Source organism: Aeromonas sp. QDB25 (assembly GCF_027707725.1).
Classification (GTDB): Bacteria; Pseudomonadota; Gammaproteobacteria; order Enterobacterales; family Aeromonadaceae; genus Aeromonas; species Aeromonas caviae.
Genome location: NZ_JAPCIZ010000003.1, coordinates 83,799 through 100,569 on the forward strand (window position 1 = coordinate 83,799; position 16,771 = coordinate 100,569).

The following is a 16,771-nucleotide window of genomic DNA, read 5'->3' on the forward strand; positions in this document are numbered from 1 at the left end:
GAATTGCCACAGACGCGAGACAGGGAGCCTCCCATGTTGAAAAGCATGCGCAAGAATGGCCTGACCCTGGCCCTCTTTGCCCTCGGCTGCACCGCCATAGTGGTGCTGACCAACGAACTGACCCGGGATCGCATCGCCCACCAGCAAGAGCTGGAGAAGCTGCGCACCCTGCAGGCCCTGCTGCCCGAGGGGAGTTATGACAACGATCTGGTGGCCAGTTGCAAGCTGGTCAGCAGCCGGGAATACCTGGGCAGCGATGAGCCCATGCCCCTCTATACCGCCACCCTCAAGGGGGTGCATACCGGCTACGCGCTGGAAACCGTGGCCCCCGATGGTTACAGTGGAGCCATTCGCATGGTGGTCGGCACCGATGCCAAGGGGGCCGTCAGTGCGGTCAGGGTGCTGGCCCACAAGGAAACCCCGGGGCTTGGTGACAAGATAGAACTGAAGAAATCCAGCTGGATCGACAGCTTCACCGGCAAGTCCCTCACGGCCGACAACGACACCACCTGGGCGGTGAAGAAGGATGGCGGCGAATTCGACGCCTTCACCGGGGCAACCATCACCCCGCGGGCCGTGGTCAAGGCGGTGAAAAATTTGCTGAGGCTGCAACAGGAGCACCCCGAACTGCTGCACGATGCCCCCTCCTGCCATACCAACCCCTAACGCCGGAGCACACGCTATGGAACAAGTCGACGTGATTGACACGGCCAGCCAACCCGCCGGGGAAAGTGGCCGCCGCGAAGAGCTCAAGGAGCTGATGCTGCAGGGACTGTGGAAGAACAACCCCTCCCTGGTGCAGGTGCTGGGGCTCTGCCCCACCCTGGCGGTCTCCTCCACCTTTACCAATGCGTTGGGGCTCGGCCTTGCCACCATGGTGGTACTGGTCTGCTCCAACCTCGCCGTCTCCCTGGTGCGCAACTGGGTGCCCAAGGATATCCGCATCCCGGTCTACGTGATGATCATCGCGGCCCTGGTGACCAGCGTGCAGCTGTTGATGAACGCCTACACCTACGGCCTCTATCAGGCGCTCGGCATCTTCATCGCTCTCATCGTCACCAACTGCGTCATCATCGGCCGCGCCGAAGCCTATGCCTCCAAGAACCCGCCCCTGCTTGCCGCCCTCGACGCCTTCATGATGGGGCTGGGCTTTACCCTGGTGCTGCTGGTACTGGGGGGCCTTCGCGAGATCATCGGCATGGGCACCCTGTTTGACGGTGCCGAGCTGCTGCTGGGTGACTGGGCCAAGTCATTGCGCGTCGAGCTGTTCCACGCCGACGCCAGCCTGCTGCTGGCGATCCTGCCCCCCGGCGGCTTCATCGGCCTCGGTTTGATGATCGCCGGCAAAAACGCCATCAACGACTGGATGGGCCGCAAGCAGAGTGCCGAGAAGGCCCACTGCACCGTGCCGGCGGCAGGCGCCCGCACGACCCAGCTCTGAGACAAGAGAGAGCCATGAACAACCAGAAACGCAGGCTGATCCTGGAGCGGTTGCGCGATGACAACCCCCATCCCACCACAGAGCTCAACTTCACCACGCCCTTCGAGCTGCTCATCGCCGTGCTGCTCTCGGCCCAGGCCACCGATGTCAGCGTCAACAAGGCCACCGACAAGCTCTATCCGGTGGCCAACACCCCCCAGGCCATGCTGGATCTGGGGGTGGACGGGGTCAAGGAGTACATCAAGACCATTGGCCTCTTCAACACCAAGGCCGAGAACGTCATCAAGACCTGCGCCATTCTGCTGGAGCGCCACGGCGGCCAGGTGCCGGAGAATCGCGAGGCCCTCGAGGCCCTGCCCGGCGTCGGCCGCAAGACGGCCAACGTGGTGCTCAACACCGCCTTCGGCTGGCCCACCATCGCCGTCGACACCCATATCTTCCGGGTCTCCAACCGCACCGGCTTTGCCGTGGGCAAGAACGTCGATCAGGTGGAGGAGAAGCTGCTCAAGGTGGTCCCCGCCGAGTTCAAGCTGGACGTGCACCACTGGCTCATCCTGCACGGGCGTTACACCTGTCTCGCCCGCAAGCCCCGCTGCGGCTCCTGCATCATCGAAGATTTGTGCGAATACAAAGAGAAGGTCTATCCCGAGAGTTGATCTGCAGGCCTCTGCGGATCCGGTCTCGGGCCATGGATTCAAGGCATTACCAATCCACCAACCCGGAGAATTGAGCAATGAGAATTCTGCATACCATGTTGCGCGTCGGCGATCTGCAACGTTCCATCGACTTCTACACCCGAGTGCTGGGCATGACACTGCTGCGCAAGAGCGAGAACAGCGAATACAAGTACACCCTGGCCTTCGTCGGCTACGGCGACGAGAAGGATGAAGCCGTCATCGAGCTCACCTACAACTGGGGGGTGAGCGAGTACGAGCTCGGTTCCGCCTATGGTCACATCGCCCTGGAAGCGGACGACATCTATGCCACCTGCGAGGCGCTGCGCGCCGCCGGCGCCAAGATCACCCGCGAGCCGGGCCCGGTGAAGGGCGGCACCACCGTCATCGCCTTCGTGGAAGACCCGGACGGTTACAAGATTGAGCTGATTGCCAAGAAAGACGCCGGTAACGGCCTGGGCGCCTGAGCCCACGCCGCCTGGCGGTGAGAAAAACAACGGGGCCCAGGGCCCTGTTTTTATTGGCTGCAACCACCGTCAGGCCAGGCGGAAGCGCCCCATGCTCTGGCGCAGACCCGCCGCCAGCTGGCTCAGCTCCAGACAGGCTTTGGCGGTGTGATCCGCGCCGGTCGCGACCTCGTTGGAGGAGTCGTTGATGCGCGCCACGTTGCGGCCCAGCTCATCGGAGACCGCATCCTGCTCGCCACAGGCACTGGCAATCTGGATCGCCATGTCGGCTATCTGGGCCACCGCCTCTTCAATCTGACGAATGCCCGCGCTGGTGCGTTCGCTCTGGCTCACGCACTGGCGGATCATCTCGCAACTCTGGCCGGTCACCGACTTCGCCCGGTTGGCACGGGCCTGCAGGGTCTCGATGATGGCGACGATTTCGCCGGTGGAGGCCTGGGTACGCCCCGCCAGGGTGCGCACCTCGTCGGCCACCACCGCAAAGCCGCGCCCCTGCTCACCGGCACGGGCCGCCTCGATGGCGGCATTGAGTGCCAGCAGGTTGGTCTGGTCGGCAATGCCGCGAATGACATCCACCACCAGGTTGATCTGGGCGGACTCTTTCTCCAGTTCACTCACCAGGTTGCCCGCCTGCTCCATCTCACCGGCCACCCGGGTGATGACATCCAGGGCCCCCTGCACATCCTGACTGCCGCGACGAGCCAGGGCATTGGCAGAGCTTGCCGACTCCGAGGCCACCTCGGTGTTGCCCGCCACATCCGCTACCGTTGCCTTCATCTGGGCCATGGCGGTGGCGACCTGGGCTATCTCCTGCTGCTGGCTCTGGATCCCCTGAGATGATTGCTCGGAGACCGCGCTCACCTCCTCGATGGCGGCCCCCAGCTGGGTCACGGCGGCGGCCACCTCCTCGATGAGCCCACGCAGGTTGTCCTGCATCTTGAGGGAGGCGCTGGCCAGCATCCCCAGTTCGTCTTGCCCGATGTGCTGGCGATCCAGCCGATGGGTCAGATCCCCCAGGGCGATGGCATTGGCCTGGGCCACCACGGCTTGCAGGGGCAGGCAGATCTGGCGGGTGAGGAACCAGGTCATGACCCCCATAAAGATCAGCAGGGTCGCGATGCTCACCACGGCAAAGGTCATCACCATGGTGACGCTGCCAAGCAGGCTGCCGCGGTTCTCTTCCACAAAGCCAAGATTAACCTTCACCAGGGCACGCACCGCCAGCTCCAGCTCGGTGTAGAGCCCGTTCGAGCGAAACAGCGCCTCCCTGGCCTCATCCCTGCTGCCCTGGAACAACAGGGCATCCACCTGGTTGACGGCCCCCAGATATTGCAGCCACTGCTGCTTGACGCGGTTGAAGGCCTGGCGTTCATGCTCGGCCCCCACGGTTGCCTCGTAGGCATCCATGACCTGCTGCACCTTGCCCAGGCTCTCCTGGATGCGGGCGCGGCGAACCTGCCTGTCGACGGCATCTTCCACCATCAGCAGGGCAAACTGGGCACGGCGCACATAGGAGACGTCGTAGAGCAGGTTGTCCACCGAGAGCACACTTGGCAGGGTGGAGTCGGTGAAGTTCAATACCCGATCCCGAATGTCCCGCAGTTCGGTGGCGAGAAACAGGCCGAAGACGGCGTTGATGACGGCAATGACCGCAAAGACGGCGGCAATCTTCTTGCCGATGGAGAGATGCTTGTAAGACATGTTGGCTGGTGATCCTCGACTGCAGGTGTGCAGTGACACAATGATCACATCCGTGTAAGCGGTGACCCGAGACTCCTGACGGGAAATGACGATGGGAGCGAAGAGAGGGGATCCCTTGCTTCCCGCTCGCCCCACGCCGGGCCTTGTGCCCGCCACGAGGCTGCCAGCACAGGAGCGACCAGCTCGACGCAAAACTTGAGCCGATTGCCACAATCGGTCCGCCGTCATGGACAAAGCAGGGGCCAGGTTATGTAATGGTCGCTCGTCTCTCCCCATTCCTGTCTTCAGAGGCCCCATGGACAACGTATCGACCCTCTCCCCTTCCTGGTCTGTCCAACTGCGCGAGCAGATAGCGGATCGCCCCCTCATCGCCCTGGGGCTGCTGCTCGCCCTGGTCGCCGTGCTGCTGCTCCTGGTGCAGAGTCTCGTCATGCTGGCAGCAGGAGAGATCACGCCCGGGGTACGCTATGGCCTCATCGGCGGCGCTGCGGGTTTTGCCGCCACGGCGCTGGGCGCCCTGCCTGCCCTGTTCCTGCGCGCCGTTCCCCAACGGGTGGAAGATGCCATGCTGGGGTTCGCCGCCGGCATGATGCTGGCGGCGAGCGCCTTCTCCCTGCTGCTGCCGGGGCTCGAGGCCGCCGAGGGGATCACGGATGACGGCTTCCTCGCCGCCGCCGTGGTGGTGGCCGGCATGACCCTCGGGGTGCTGCTGATGCTGGGACTGGATCAATTCACCCCTCACGAACACGACAAGACCGGCCCCTGTGGTCCCGGCCATGAGAGCTGCTCACGGGTCTGGCTGTTCGTCTTCGCCATCGCCCTGCACAACCTGCCCGAAGGCATGGCCATCGGGGTCAGCTTCTCCCAGGGAGACATGACGGTGGGACTGCCCCTCACGACCGCCATTGCCCTGCAGGACATTCCCGAAGGGCTGGCGGTGGCGCTGGCCATGTGCGCAGCCGGTTTTCGCCCGCCGGTGGCCGTGCTGGTCGCCATCGGCAGCGGCCTGCTGGAACCGCTCGGCGCCCTGCTCGGGGTCGGACTCGCCAGCGGCATGGCCATCGCCTACCCCATCGGCCTCGGGCTCGCAGCCGGTGCCATGCTGTTTGTGGTCTCCCACGAAGTGATCCCGGAAACCCACCGCAACGGCCACCAGACCCACGCCACCCTGGGCCTGATGGCAGGCTTCGCTCTGATGATGACGCTGGATACAGCCCTGGGATGAAACGCCGATGCCCCATGCAACCCGTGGTCTCCCACGAAGTGATCCCGGAAACCCATCGCAACGGCCACCAGACCCACGCCACCCTGGGGCTCATGGCGGGCTTCGCCCTGATGATGACCCTCGACACCGCACTCGGCTGATCACCCCCCTCAAGCCCCGTGCGCCCGGTGACGACAGCACGAACCCTTGAAATAAGAGGGGGAAATCGCCTAATGTTGAGCCCCCGGCGCCCTTTGACTGGTTGATGTACGGCGCCTGAATCCCATCGGAAGCCTGCCCGGATGACCCTCAGGATAATCCTGCTGCTGTGTCTGCTTGTCCTCACCGCCAGGGCCATTGGCGCCACCGAGGTCTTTCATACGGCCGCGCAACAGGCGTCGTCCCCCAAGTACGTGACGCTCCCCGACGGGCATGTCGGCGGGATCTGCGTCGATCTCTTCCGGCTCATGGAAGCGAGGGAGCCTGCCCTTCGCATTGAGGGAGATCAGCGCTTCCTGCCGCTGCGACGGCTGGAAAAGAAGGTGCAGCACGGCCAGCTGGACTTCATCTGCGGCGTGGGAGAGAGCCCGGCCAGGCGGGGTCACTTCATCGTCCTGACCCCCGCCATCTTCACGGTGCACTACCACCTGGCGGTGCGCCGTGACGATCCCGTCGAGATACGCAGCTGGCAGGATGTCAGGGCCCTCGGCCAGGCGGGCATCATCCTCATCAACCATGGCAGCGGTGCTATCGCCCGGCTCCAGGACATCGGCGGCCTCATCATCGACATCGGCGGGATCAGCAACCAGGCCAACTACGAGAAGTTGTTGATGAAGCGCGGCCGTTTCGTCTACTACCGCTCCCCGGGGTTTGAGTCCGACTTGCGCGAACAGGGTCTGGCCGACAAGATCCGCATCCTCCCCACCGTGATGGAAGAGACTCCCTTCTACATCCTGTTCCATCGCCACAGTGCCCCCGAACGCCTGACCCTGTTCGCCAACACCCTGCAACGGCTCGCAGACAGTGGTGCACTGGCCGCCCTGGCCAGACGCTACCCCTGACCCCCCATCCGCACCATCGCAATGCTCGGCGCCACCGCCAAGTTTTGCTATCATCCACGCCAACTTTTTCGGCCCAGCGGCCATCGAGACGAGGTAGATGATGAAAGTAGGTATTATCGGCGCCATGGAGCAGGAAGTGGCCCTGCTGCGCAGCCAGCTGAGCGAGCCCACCACCCTGCAACTGGGCGGCTGCGAGTTCTATCAGGGCAAGTTGGCCGGTAAAGAGGTGATCCTGACCCGCTCCGGCATCGGCAAGGTCGCCGCCAGCGTCGCCACCAGCCTGCTGCTGGAGAAGTTCGCTCCCGATTGCGTCATCAACACCGGTTCTGCCGGCGGCTTCGCCCAGGATCTGCACATCGGTGACGTGGTCATCGCGAGCGAGATGCGCTTCCACGACGTGGACGTGACCGCCTTCGGCTACGAGATGGGCCAGATGGCCCAGCAGCCCGCAGCCTTCCCCTGCGACGAAAAACTCATCGCCCTGGCACAGGCCTGCATTGCCGAGCAAGGCAAGCACCAGACCAAGGTCGGGCTCATCTGCACCGGCGATCAGTTCATGTGCAAGCCGGACGCCATCGCGAAAGCCCGTGCCGACTTCCCGCAGATGCTGGCGGTGGAGATGGAAGGGGCCGCCATCGGCCAGGTGTGTCACATGTTCAAGGTGCCCTATCTGGTGGTACGGGCCATGTCGGACATCGCCGGCAAGGAGCAGGTGGAATCCTTCGATGCCTTCATCGAGGTGGCGGGTCAACACTCCGCCGAAGTGATCATCGCGCTGCTCGGCAAGCTGTGATCGACGCCCCCTCCTGGGATGCTCTGATGACCGCCCTCGCCTCCACGACGGCGGCCATCATGGTGGGGGCCGCCCTGCTGGAGGCCCTGCTGCCCTGGCCCGCACGCTTTCGACCCGGCGCAGCCGTGCCTCTGCTCACCCGCCTCGGCCAGAAGGTCTATCGCCCCGACGGCACACCGCGCCAGCAGAGCCAGGCCGGGCTCCTTGCCCTGCTGGTGGTCTGGGTGCCCTGCGCAGCCGGTCTCTGGGCGGTGCGCAATCTCTCCCTGTCCGAGCCCCTGTTCGACCTCCTGTTCCTGCTGCTGATGCTCGAATCAAGGCCCCTGCGTGAACTCGCCCAGGCGAACCAGTCCCTGGCGACCCAGGAGACGCTGGTCGTGGCGAGGCTGCAGGTCGCCCCCTGGCTCAAGCGGGAAACCGGCAAGCTCTCGGTGATGGGGTTGAACAAGGCGGTGAGCGAGACCTGCGTACTGCGCCTCGTGGGTCAGTGGGCCGCCCCCCTGCTGGGCTTCGCCCTGGCCGGGGTACAGGGTGCCCTGCTGGTGCGGCTCGCCCAGTTGACCCATCTGGCGTGGAACCCTAAGCAGAACGCGTTCGTCCACTTCGGCCGCCCGGCTGCGGCGCTCTATCAGGGTTTCTGCGCCCCCGCCATCCTGCTGCTGGCGCTTCCCCTGTGCCTGACCCAGGTGCGCGGGCTGGGCAACAGAGTGCGGCCTGCGCTGCATTGGCCCCATCCCGCCATGGGGGTCCTGCTCGCGCTGCTGGCCCGGGCGACGGGCAGCCGACTCGGCGGCCCCCGCTACTATCAGGGCCAGCTGGTGCGCTTTCCGGTATTTGATGAGGGGCGCGAACCCGATGCCAACCTGCCCCTGCGCCTGCTGCAGCGTCTGCAACTGACCGGCTGGGGCTGGCTCGGGCTCTCGCTGCTCCTGACATGGATGGCGCTCAATCATGGCTGATCGCGTTTCCCTTCGTGCCCTGGGCCTGTTTGTCTGCCTGCTGGGCACCTCACTGTGCGCCATGGCCACCCCGCCGCAGCGCATCGTGAGCCTCACTCCCCATCTGACGGAACTGCTGTTCGATATCGGCGCCGGGGATCGCGTGGTCGCCACCGACGATGCCTCCGATTACCCCGCCGAGGTGACCAACCTCCCCCGGGTGGCCAACTATCGCAGCATCAACCTCGAGGCGCTGCTGGCCCAGAAGCCGGATCTGGTAGTGGCCTGGCGCTCCGCCCAGGCACGCATGCTGGGCCCGGTCGAGCGCCTCGGCATTCCCGTCTTCTACTCGGAGCCCACCGACTTTGCCTCCCTGGCCACCGAGATGCGCAGCCTGGGGCACCTTCTCGGGCTCACGCCCAGAGCCGACGAGCAAGCCCGCGCCTATCTGACCCGGCTCGACGCCCTGGCGGCGCGCTACGGCGAGCCCAAGCCCCTGTCTGTCTTCTATCAGCTCTGGTACCCGCCGCTCACCAGCGTCAATAATTCGACCTGGCCGGGGCAGGCCATCACCCTCTGCGGCGGACGCAACATCATGGCGACGACGGGAGCAGCCTACCCCCAGGTCGGGCTGGAGCAGGTGATCAAGGCCAATCCCGGGCTCATCCTGGCTGGCGGCCGGGATCCTTCCGTGCTGGATCACTGGCGGCAGTGGCCCATGCTGGACGCCGTCAAACACCAACGGCTCGCCCTCATCAACGCCGATGAACTGCATCGCTTCACCCCCCGCGCCCTCAACGCGGTGGAGCAGATATGCGAGGCGATCGCCGGGACCAGCACGCCAACTCCTTGATGGCGCCTGCGTCACGGCGATGCTCTCTCCCATATCGCGGGTTATGGCATAAAATATGCTTTTAAATCTAATAGACACTCACTTCATAACGGGACCATGACATGTTCAACGGCAAAACGATCCTGATCACCGGGGGAACCGGCTCCTTTGGCAAGAAGTTCATCGAGGCAGTCCTCTCCCTCTACACGCCAAGCCGATTGATCGTCTACTCCCGTGATGAACTCAAGCAGTTCGAGATGCAGCAGCGTTTCAATCACCCCTGCATGCGCTATTTCATCGGTGACGTACGGGATGCCGAGCGCCTGGACATGGCCATGCACGGCGTGGACTTCGTGGTTCATGCCGCCGCCCTCAAGCAGGTGCCTGCCGCCGAATACAACCCCATGGAGTGCATCAAGACCAACATCCATGGTGCGGAAAACGTCATCAAGGCGGCCCTCAACAACGGGGTCGAGAAGGTGATCGCCCTCTCCACCGACAAGGCGGCCAATCCGGTCAACCTGTATGGCGCCACCAAACTCTGTTCCGACAAGCTGTTCGTCGCCGCCAATAATATGGCGGGCAAGCACCCCACCATTTTCTCCGTGGTACGTTATGGCAACGTGGTCGGCTCCCGGGGCTCTGTGGTGCCCTTCTTCGATCGCCTGATCAAGGAAGGGGCCAGCAGCCTCCCCATTACCCATGCCGAGATGACCCGTTTCTGGCTCACCCTGCAACAGGGGGTCGAGTTCGTGCTGACCAACTTTGCCCGCATGAAAGGGGGGGAAGTGTTCGTTCCGAAGATCCCGTCGGTACGCATCACGGATCTCGCCAGCGCCATGGCGCCGGACTTGCCCCAGGAGATCATCGGTATCCGTCCGGGCGAGAAGTTGCACGAGGTGATGTGTCCGGCTGACGACTCCTACCACACCTATGAATTTGACGACTATTACGTCATCGCTCCCAGCATCACCTTCACCAGCCGAAACAATGACTTCGCCGTCAATGCCCTGGGTGACACCGCGGTGCGGGTCGAGCACGGCTTTGAATACAATTCCCTCAATAATCGCCACTTCCTGTCGATAGAGGAATTGAAAGTCATGAATCAGCAGGTGCTCGCCGAATGATCCCCTATGGACGCCAATCCATCACAGATGAAGATATCGAAGCCGTCGTCGCCGTGTTGAAGTCGGACTACCTCACCCAGGGTGAGGCGGTCCCCGCCTTCGAACAGGGATTGGCCGACTACTGCCAGGCTCCCCACGTGATCGCCTGCAGCAACGGCACCACGGCCCTGCACCTTGCCTGCGCCGCGCTGGCGCTCGGCGAACAGGATTGGGTCTGGGTCTCCGCCATCAGTTTCGTCGCCTCAGCCAACTGTGCCCGCTATTGCGGCGCCCAGGTGGATTTCGTCGACGTGGACTCCGCAACCGGCAACCTCTGCGTGACGGCGCTGCGCGAGAAGCTGCAACGGGTTCAGGGCAGCGCTCGTCAGCCGAAGGCCCTGGTCGCCGTGCATCTCGCGGGCCAGCCCTGCGATCTCGCCGAGATAGGCGCCCTGTGCCGAGAATATGGTGTGTCCCTCATCGAAGATGCCTGCCATGCCCTGGGAGCCCGTTATCAGGGAGAGCCCATCGGCAGTTGTGCCCACAGCGACATGACCGTCTTCAGCTTCCATCCGGTCAAGCCCATCACGACCGGGGAAGGGGGCGCCGTCACGACTCGCAGTGCCGAGCTGGCCGCGAGGCTTCGTCTCTATCGCAGCCATGGCATCACCCGGGATCCGGCGCAGTTGACCGTCGACACTCCGGGGGGCTGGTACTACGAGCAGCAGGTACTCGGCTTCAACTATCGCCTGACCGACATCCAGGCGGCGCTGGGAAGCAGCCAGCTCGCCCGCCTGCCGCAGTTCATTGACAGGCGCCGGTTGTTGGCTGCCCGCTACGACGAGCTACTGACCCGACTGCCGGTCGAGCCCTTGCACCAGGGGCATGACAGACTCAGTGGCTACCACCTCTATGTGATCCGGGTGCAAGACCGGGATGAGGTGTTTGCCCGCCTGAGAGACGCCGGTATCGGCGTCAACGTGCACTACATGCCCATTCCGGCCCAACCCTATTACCGTGAGCTCGGCCACGACCCCGCCAACTATCCCGGTGCCCAGGCCTATTATCGACAAGCCATCAGCCTCCCCCTGTTCCCCGGCCTCTCCCTGGCCGAGCAGGATCAGGTCGTTCAGACTCTGGAGTCGGTGCTATGCGCCTAGCACTGGGTACGGTCCAGTTCGGGCTCGATTACGGCATCAGCAACCGCACAGGCGAAGTGCAGGATCAGGAGCTCGACGCCATTCTGGCCCTGGCCCGCAAGCTGGGGATGGATACCCTGGATACGGCCCAGGCCTACGGTAAGGCAGAGGAGAGGCTCGGGCACCACCACAGCGCCGACTTTCAACTGATAGACAAGCTGGCGCCGGGCATCCAGGCCGCAGACGTCGCCATCTCGGTGGAAGGCAGCCTGCAACGCCTGGCGCGCGCCAGGCTGGATGGCTTGCTGCTGCACCGCAGCCAGGATGCCAGCCCCGCCCTGTTCGAGCAGCTGGCAGAGCTGCAGCATCAGGGCAAGGTGGGCAAGGTGGGCGTCTCCGTCTATGCCCCCGAAGAGCTGGCACAGTGGCTGGATCAGGGTTATCCCCTGGAGCTGGTGCAGCTCCCCGCCAACCTGCTCGATCAGCGTTTCCTGCGCTCGGGCTGGCTCGACAGGCTGCAGGCCGCTGGCTGTGAGATCCATGTGCGATCCCTGTTCCTGCAAGGCCTGCTGCTGATGCAGCCGGATCTTCGTCCCGCTTATTTTGAGGCCTTCCGTGAACCGCTGGCGCGGCTGGATGGGTGGCGCCCCCATCTCTCCTCCCTCTACAAAGCGCTCTCCCTGATCCCGGCCCTGCCCCAGGTCAGCCGCTTCGTGGTAGGGGTCTGTCATGCCCACGAGTTGGCAGCCATCGCATCAGCCCATGCCCATCTGTCCCCCTGCCATGACGACGAACTGGCCACCCTCGCTTGCAGCGAACCGGCCCTCATCAACCCTGCCTTGTGGAGAGCATCATGATCCTCGGGATCCTCCAGGCCAGAGCCAACTCCAGCCGACTGCCGGGCAAGGTGCTCAAGCCCCTGCTCGGTGTGCCCATGCTCGCCCGCCAGATAGAGCGGCTCCAACGCTCGACCAGGCTGGATCAACTGGTGGTCGCCACCAGCGACCAGGCCGGGGATGAGGCCATCGCGGCCCTTTGCACCGAGCTGGGCGTCCCCTGTTTTCGCGGCCCGCTGGACGACGTGCTGCAGCGCTTCCATCTGGCCGCCCAACCCTTCAGCCCCAGCCAGATCGTGCGGCTCACCGGGGATTGCCCCCTCGCGGATCCCGCTCTCATCGACGAACTTATCGAGCTGCATCTGACCGGCGGCTACGACTACAGCAGCAACTGCTGGGATCCCAGCTACCCTGATGGGCTGGACGCCGAGATCCTGAGCGCCGCCACCCTCGACCTGCTGGCCGGGTGCGCCCACACCCCAACCCAGCGCGAGCACGTGACTTACTACATCCGCCAGCACGAGGCGCAGTTCAAGATAGGCAAGCTGGTGCGCCAGCCGAGCCTGGCCCATCTGCGCTGGACGGTGGACGAGCCCGCCGACTTCGCCCTGGTCGAGCAAATCTATCAGCGGCTCTACCCGTCAAAACCGGCCTTTGCCACCGACGACATTCTCGCCCTGCTGGCGCGTGAGCCGCAGTTGGCGACCCTGAATACCCAACATCAACGCAATGAGGGGCTGGCAAGCTCGCTGGCCAAGGAGAACCACTCATGACCTCACGGTATCAGCATTCACTGACCCTCTCCGCCCGGGCCGGGCAGAGCATTCCCTTGGGTTCCCAGACCTTCTCCAAGAGCCGCCTCTGCTTCCCCTATGGTGCGGCGCCCCTCTTCATCGAACGTGGCCAGGGCGCCAGGGTCTGGGACGTGGATGGCAACGAGTATCTGGACTTTGCCAGCGGCCTGCTGGCCATCAGCCTGGGTTACTGCGACCCCGAGGTGAATCAGGCGGTGCTGGAACAGCTCAATCTGGGCTCCATTTTCTCACTGCCCCACCGCCTGGAAACCGAGGTGGCGGAGCAGCTGATCGAGCTCATCCCTTGCGCCGAGATGGTCCGCTTTGGCAAGAACGGCACCGATGCCACCTCCGCCTGCATCCGCCTCTCCCGCGCCGTGACCGGACGGGAGCGGGTCGCCGTCTGCGGCTATCACGGCTGGCAGGACTGGTACATCGGCTCCACCACCCGCCATCTGGGAGTGCCCGAATGCGTGCGCGAGCTCACCCATCGCTTCGACTACAACGATCTGGCCTCTCTCAAGGCGCAGCTCGAGGCCCATCCCGGCGAATTTGCCGCCGTGATCCTGGAACCCATGAACGTCGTCTGGCCCGCTCCGGACTTCCTGCCCGGTCTGCGTCAATTGTGCGATGATCACGGCGCCCTGCTCATCTTCGACGAGACCATCACAGGTTTTCGCTTCCATCTGGGCGGCGCCCAGACCCTGTTTGGCGTCACGCCGGATCTGGCCGCCTTCGGCAAGGGCATGGCCAACGGCTTCCCCATCTCCGCCGTGGTGGGCCGCCGTCAGTACATGCGCCGCATGGAGGACATCTTCTTCTCCGGCACCTTCGGCGGCGATGCCATCGCCCTCGCGGCGGCCAACGCCGTCATCAAGAAGATGCGCCGGCTCGATGTGCCAGCACGGCTGGCCGAGCGAGGCCAGCAACTGCAGAGCGGGCTCGATGCCCTGCTCCAGCAGTTGAACGCCCCAAGCTGGTTGCAGAGCGCCGGTCATCCGAGCTGGAGCTTCCTGCTCATCGGCGACTCCCCCAACCACTCCAGCTGGCTGCTCAAGAGCTATTTCATCCAGGAGCTATGCAAGCGGGGCATCCTCAGCCTCGGCAGTCACAACCTGAACCTTGCCCACGGCGAAGAGGATGTCCAGACCCTCTTGGCCGTCTACGCCGAGGTCCTACCGGCGCTTATCCGCCTGGACGCGGACAAGGCCGTCCATCAGGCTCTGGACGGCGAACCCATCCAGCCGGTATTCAAGGTGCGCTGAGTGCTGCCACTGTGGATTTTCAGTGAAGGGGACAAGGCCCGGGGTCTCGGTCACCTCAGCCGCTGCGGCGCCTATGCGCAGGCCTGGCGACAACAGGGGGGCCAGGTCCACTGGGTGATAGAGGGCGATGAACTTGCGCAAGCCATGCTCAGGGGGGAATCCGTCAGCTGGGGCAACTGGCAGCAGCAGCGTATCTCCCCGCAGCGGGCGGTCGCCATTGTCGACTCCTATTCGGCCACTCTGGAGACCCTGCAGAGCATATCGGCAGGCTTTGCACGGGTACTGTACCTCGATGACACCGAACGGCTGGACTACCCCCAGGGGCTGGTGATCCACGCCTGCCCCGGCGCCCCGGGCACCCCATCCGGCTCCGCCACCTGGCGGTGGGGACCGGGCTGGCAGCCCCTGCGCCCCCCGTTCTGGTCCGTGCCTCCTCGCACTCAAGTCTCCGAGCGCATCGAGCGCATCCTGATCATCATGGGGGGAACCGACATCCGCGACCTGACGCCGAGTCTGGTGACCTTACTGCACCAGCACGCCCCGGATGCCGAGTTGCACGTCGTCAACCGGGAACCGGATCCCCGCCTGTGGGGATGCCGGCAGTATCACAACCTCGACGCAACCCAGATGGCGGATCTCATGTGTCACTGCGATCTGGCCATCAGCGCAGCCGGGCAAGCGGCCTATGAGCTCGCCCGCTGTGGCTTGCCCGGCATGCTGATCGGCGTCGCCGACAACCAGGCCCGCCAGCTGGCGGGCTGGTGCGGTCCAGACACCTTTATCTCCGGGGGCTGGTGGCACGATGCCGCCCTGCTATCCCGGCTGGAACAAGGGCTGGCGACGCTGGCGACAGCGGAGGAGCGCGCCAGACGGGCACAAGGGTTGCAGCGACTCATGGCAGGAAACGGTACCCTGGAGGCCCTCTCATGGCTCAACCAGGCCTAGATCTGCAGCACGCCGTCGATCTCGCCGGGGTGAGCCTGCTCCCCTTCGCCATGCTGGACGAACAGCAGGTCGTGGCGGTCTGGCAGATGCGAACCCACCCCGAGATCGCACGCTGGATGAATACGGGAGGCGACATCAGTCTGGAGACGCATCGCGCCTTCATGGCACGCCAGCACCAGGACACCCGCAACCTGAACTACCTCTGCCTCGACCCCCGGGGGATCCTGGGGGTGATCGCCCTGCACCGGCTGGACTGGCAGAATCGTCTGGCCTGGCTCGGGATCTATCGCAATCCCTCGCGCCCCGACAAGGGGCTGGGGGCTCGCCTGCTGGCCACCGTCAACCGCCTCGCCTTCGAGGTCGCCCGGTTGCATACGCTCAAGCTGGAGGTCGCGGCCGACAATGAAAGAGCCATTCAGGCCTATCTGCGTGCCGGCTTTCGCCATGAAGGGGTCTGGCGGGAGGCGGTCTATCGCCCCCATACAACAAACTATGTCGATCTCGTGCTCATGGGGATCACCGAACAGGAGTGGAGACATCCATGACCCAAGCCATTCATCCGAATCGATGCTTCATCATCGCCGAACTGTCGGCCAATCATGGCCACTCCCTGGAGACGGCCCTCGCGACGGTACGCGCAGCCAAGGCGTGCGGCGCCGATGCCATCAAGATCCAGACCTATACGGCCGACACCATCACCCTCGACTGCGACAATGAACATTTCCAGATCAATCAGGGCACCATCTGGGATGGCACCACGCTCTACAAGCTCTACCAGGAGGCCTATACCCCCTGGGAGTGGCATGCCGCCATCCAGGCGGAAGCGCACAAGGAAGGCCTCATCTTCTTCTCCACCCCCTTCGACCCCAGTGCCGTCGATTTTCTGGAGACACTCGACGTCCCTCTCTACAAGATCGCCTCCTTCGAGATCACCGACATCCCCCTGATCGAGTACACCGCCAGCAAGGGCAAGCCGATGATCATCTCGACCGGCATCGCGACCCTGGCCGACATCGATGCCGCCGTGCAAGCCTGCCGCCGCGTAGGCAATCACGACATCACATTGCTCAAGTGCACCTCCTCCTACCCAGCCCCGGTGGAGGAGGCCAACCTGCTCACCATGCCGAATATGAAGCAGACTTTCGGGGTCGAGGTGGGGTTGTCGGACCATACCCTGGGGGAAGCGGTGGCCATGGCCGCCACCGCCCTGGGGGCTAGCGTGATAGAGAAGCACTTCATTCTGGACCGAGCCGTGGGTGGACCGGATGCCTCCTTCTCCATGACGCCGGACGAGTTCGCCCACATGGTCGAAGGGATCCGGCAAGTCGAGGCGGCCCTGGGGGAGGTCAGCTATCACCTCAACGACAAGACGATGCGCAACCGGCGCTTCGCTCGCTCCCTCTTCGTCTGTGAGGACATGAAGGCGGGGGATGCCTTCACGTCCCGCAATGTCCGTTCCGTCCGGCCGGCCGATGGTTTGCCCCCGGTTCACCTTCCCTCCCTGCTGGGTCGCCGTGCCAGCCAGGATATTCAGGCCGGTACGCCCCTGGCCTGGTCATTGGTTTCCTAAACGGT

General features: G+C 64.2%; 18 protein-coding genes and 1 pseudogene. 18 read left to right on the top strand and 1 reads right to left on the bottom strand.

What is annotated here, in order from left to right; genetic code table 11:
* Positions 1–33 precede the first annotated feature (33 nt).
* The 4 genes from rsxG to gloA all read left to right on the top strand — a co-directional run bounded on the left by rsxG (position 34) and on the right by gloA (position 2,582).
* The gene (gene rsxG / locus PG883_RS01920) at positions 34–666 is read left to right on the top strand and encodes an electron transport complex subunit RsxG (RefSeq protein ID WP_270806906.1); all 633 of its coding nucleotides are present in this window, start codon (positions 34–36) and stop codon (positions 664–666) included.
* A 16-nt stretch (positions 667–682) separates the two neighbouring features.
* The gene (locus PG883_RS01925) at positions 683–1,441 is read left to right on the top strand and encodes an electron transport complex subunit E (RefSeq protein WP_270806907.1); all 759 of its coding nucleotides are present in this window, start codon (positions 683–685) and stop codon (positions 1,439–1,441) included.
* Between the two features lie 14 nt (positions 1,442–1,455).
* Positions 1,456–2,097 carry an endonuclease III gene (gene nth / locus PG883_RS01930; RefSeq protein WP_114523412.1) on the top strand — a complete coding sequence of 214 codons (642 nt, stop codon included), beginning with the start codon at positions 1,456–1,458 and terminating at the stop codon, positions 2,095–2,097.
* A 77-nt stretch (positions 2,098–2,174) separates the two neighbouring features.
* On the top strand, positions 2,175–2,582 hold the full coding sequence (gloA, locus tag PG883_RS01935) for a lactoylglutathione lyase (RefSeq protein WP_039038673.1): 408 nt from the start codon (positions 2,175–2,177) through the stop codon (positions 2,580–2,582).
* Between the two features lie 69 nt (positions 2,583–2,651).
* Here the strand turns inward: gloA and PG883_RS01940 are convergent, their stop codons facing one another.
* Positions 2,652–4,283 (bottom strand): methyl-accepting chemotaxis protein, encoded by a 1,632-nt coding sequence (locus PG883_RS01940; protein ID WP_270806908.1) that lies wholly within the window; start codon positions 4,281–4,283, stop codon positions 2,652–2,654.
* Between the two features lie 295 nt (positions 4,284–4,578).
* Here PG883_RS01940 and PG883_RS01945 point away from each other — a divergent pair, with 295 nt between their 5' ends.
* The 14 genes and pseudogenes from PG883_RS01945 (at position 4,579) to pseI (ending at position 16,766) form a co-directional block, all read left to right on the top strand.
* Positions 4,579–5,508: a ZIP family metal transporter gene (locus tag PG883_RS01945; RefSeq protein ID WP_041215435.1), complete on the top strand. Its 930-nt coding sequence runs from the start codon at positions 4,579–4,581 to the stop codon at positions 5,506–5,508.
* 23 nt (positions 5,509–5,531) lie between these two features.
* A pseudogene (locus PG883_RS01950) lies at positions 5,532–5,648 on the top strand (ZIP family metal transporter); the annotation flags it as partial.
* A gap of 141 nt (positions 5,649–5,789) precedes the next feature.
* Complete coding sequence (locus PG883_RS01955; protein WP_049636135.1) at positions 5,790–6,548, top strand: substrate-binding periplasmic protein; 759 nt, start codon at positions 5,790–5,792, stop codon at positions 6,546–6,548.
* A 100-nt stretch (positions 6,549–6,648) separates the two neighbouring features.
* Positions 6,649–7,341 carry a 5'-methylthioadenosine/S-adenosylhomocysteine nucleosidase gene (gene mtnN, locus PG883_RS01960; protein WP_010674306.1) on the top strand — a complete coding sequence of 231 codons (693 nt, stop codon included), beginning with the start codon at positions 6,649–6,651 and terminating at the stop codon, positions 7,339–7,341.
* Between the two features lie 26 nt (positions 7,342–7,367).
* On the top strand, positions 7,368–8,300 hold the full coding sequence (locus PG883_RS01965; RefSeq protein WP_049636150.1) for a cobalamin biosynthesis protein CobD/CbiB: 933 nt from the start codon (positions 7,368–7,370) through the stop codon (positions 8,298–8,300).
* The gene (locus PG883_RS01970; RefSeq protein WP_049636136.1) at positions 8,293–9,132 is read left to right on the top strand and encodes a cobalamin-binding protein; all 840 of its coding nucleotides are present in this window, start codon (positions 8,293–8,295) and stop codon (positions 9,130–9,132) included. The genes PG883_RS01965 and PG883_RS01970 overlap by 8 nt, the downstream gene beginning before the upstream one ends.
* 101 nt (positions 9,133–9,233) lie before the next feature.
* Positions 9,234–10,238 (top strand): UDP-N-acetylglucosamine 4,6-dehydratase (inverting), encoded by a 1,005-nt coding sequence (gene pseB, locus PG883_RS01975; RefSeq protein ID WP_010674303.1) that lies wholly within the window; start codon positions 9,234–9,236, stop codon positions 10,236–10,238.
* Positions 10,235–11,377 (top strand): UDP-4-amino-4,6-dideoxy-N-acetyl-beta-L-altrosamine transaminase, encoded by a 1,143-nt coding sequence (pseC, locus tag PG883_RS01980; protein ID WP_049636137.1) that lies wholly within the window; start codon positions 10,235–10,237, stop codon positions 11,375–11,377. The genes pseB and pseC overlap by 4 nt, the downstream gene beginning before the upstream one ends.
* Positions 11,368–12,213, top strand: coding sequence for an aldo/keto reductase (locus PG883_RS01985; protein ID WP_049636138.1), 846 nt, complete (start codon positions 11,368–11,370; stop codon positions 12,211–12,213). Before pseC ends, PG883_RS01985 begins: the two co-directional genes overlap by 10 nt.
* On the top strand, positions 12,210–12,965 hold the full coding sequence (locus tag PG883_RS01990) for a cytidylyltransferase domain-containing protein (protein WP_049636139.1): 756 nt from the start codon (positions 12,210–12,212) through the stop codon (positions 12,963–12,965). The genes PG883_RS01985 and PG883_RS01990 overlap by 4 nt, the downstream gene beginning before the upstream one ends.
* Complete coding sequence (locus PG883_RS01995; protein WP_049636140.1) at positions 12,962–14,251, top strand: aminotransferase class III-fold pyridoxal phosphate-dependent enzyme; 1,290 nt, start codon at positions 12,962–12,964, stop codon at positions 14,249–14,251. Before PG883_RS01990 ends, PG883_RS01995 begins: the two co-directional genes overlap by 4 nt.
* The gene (locus tag PG883_RS02000; protein ID WP_270806909.1) at positions 14,252–15,196 is read left to right on the top strand and encodes a hypothetical protein; all 945 of its coding nucleotides are present in this window, start codon (positions 14,252–14,254) and stop codon (positions 15,194–15,196) included.
* Positions 15,178–15,741: a UDP-4-amino-4,6-dideoxy-N-acetyl-beta-L-altrosamine N-acetyltransferase gene (gene pseH, locus PG883_RS02005; protein ID WP_139731360.1), complete on the top strand. Its 564-nt coding sequence runs from the start codon at positions 15,178–15,180 to the stop codon at positions 15,739–15,741. The genes PG883_RS02000 and pseH overlap by 19 nt, the downstream gene beginning before the upstream one ends.
* Positions 15,738–16,766 carry a pseudaminic acid synthase gene (gene pseI / locus PG883_RS02010; protein ID WP_069784661.1) on the top strand — a complete coding sequence of 343 codons (1,029 nt, stop codon included), beginning with the start codon at positions 15,738–15,740 and terminating at the stop codon, positions 16,764–16,766. Before pseH ends, pseI begins: the two co-directional genes overlap by 4 nt.
* Positions 16,767–16,771 lie beyond the last annotated feature (5 nt).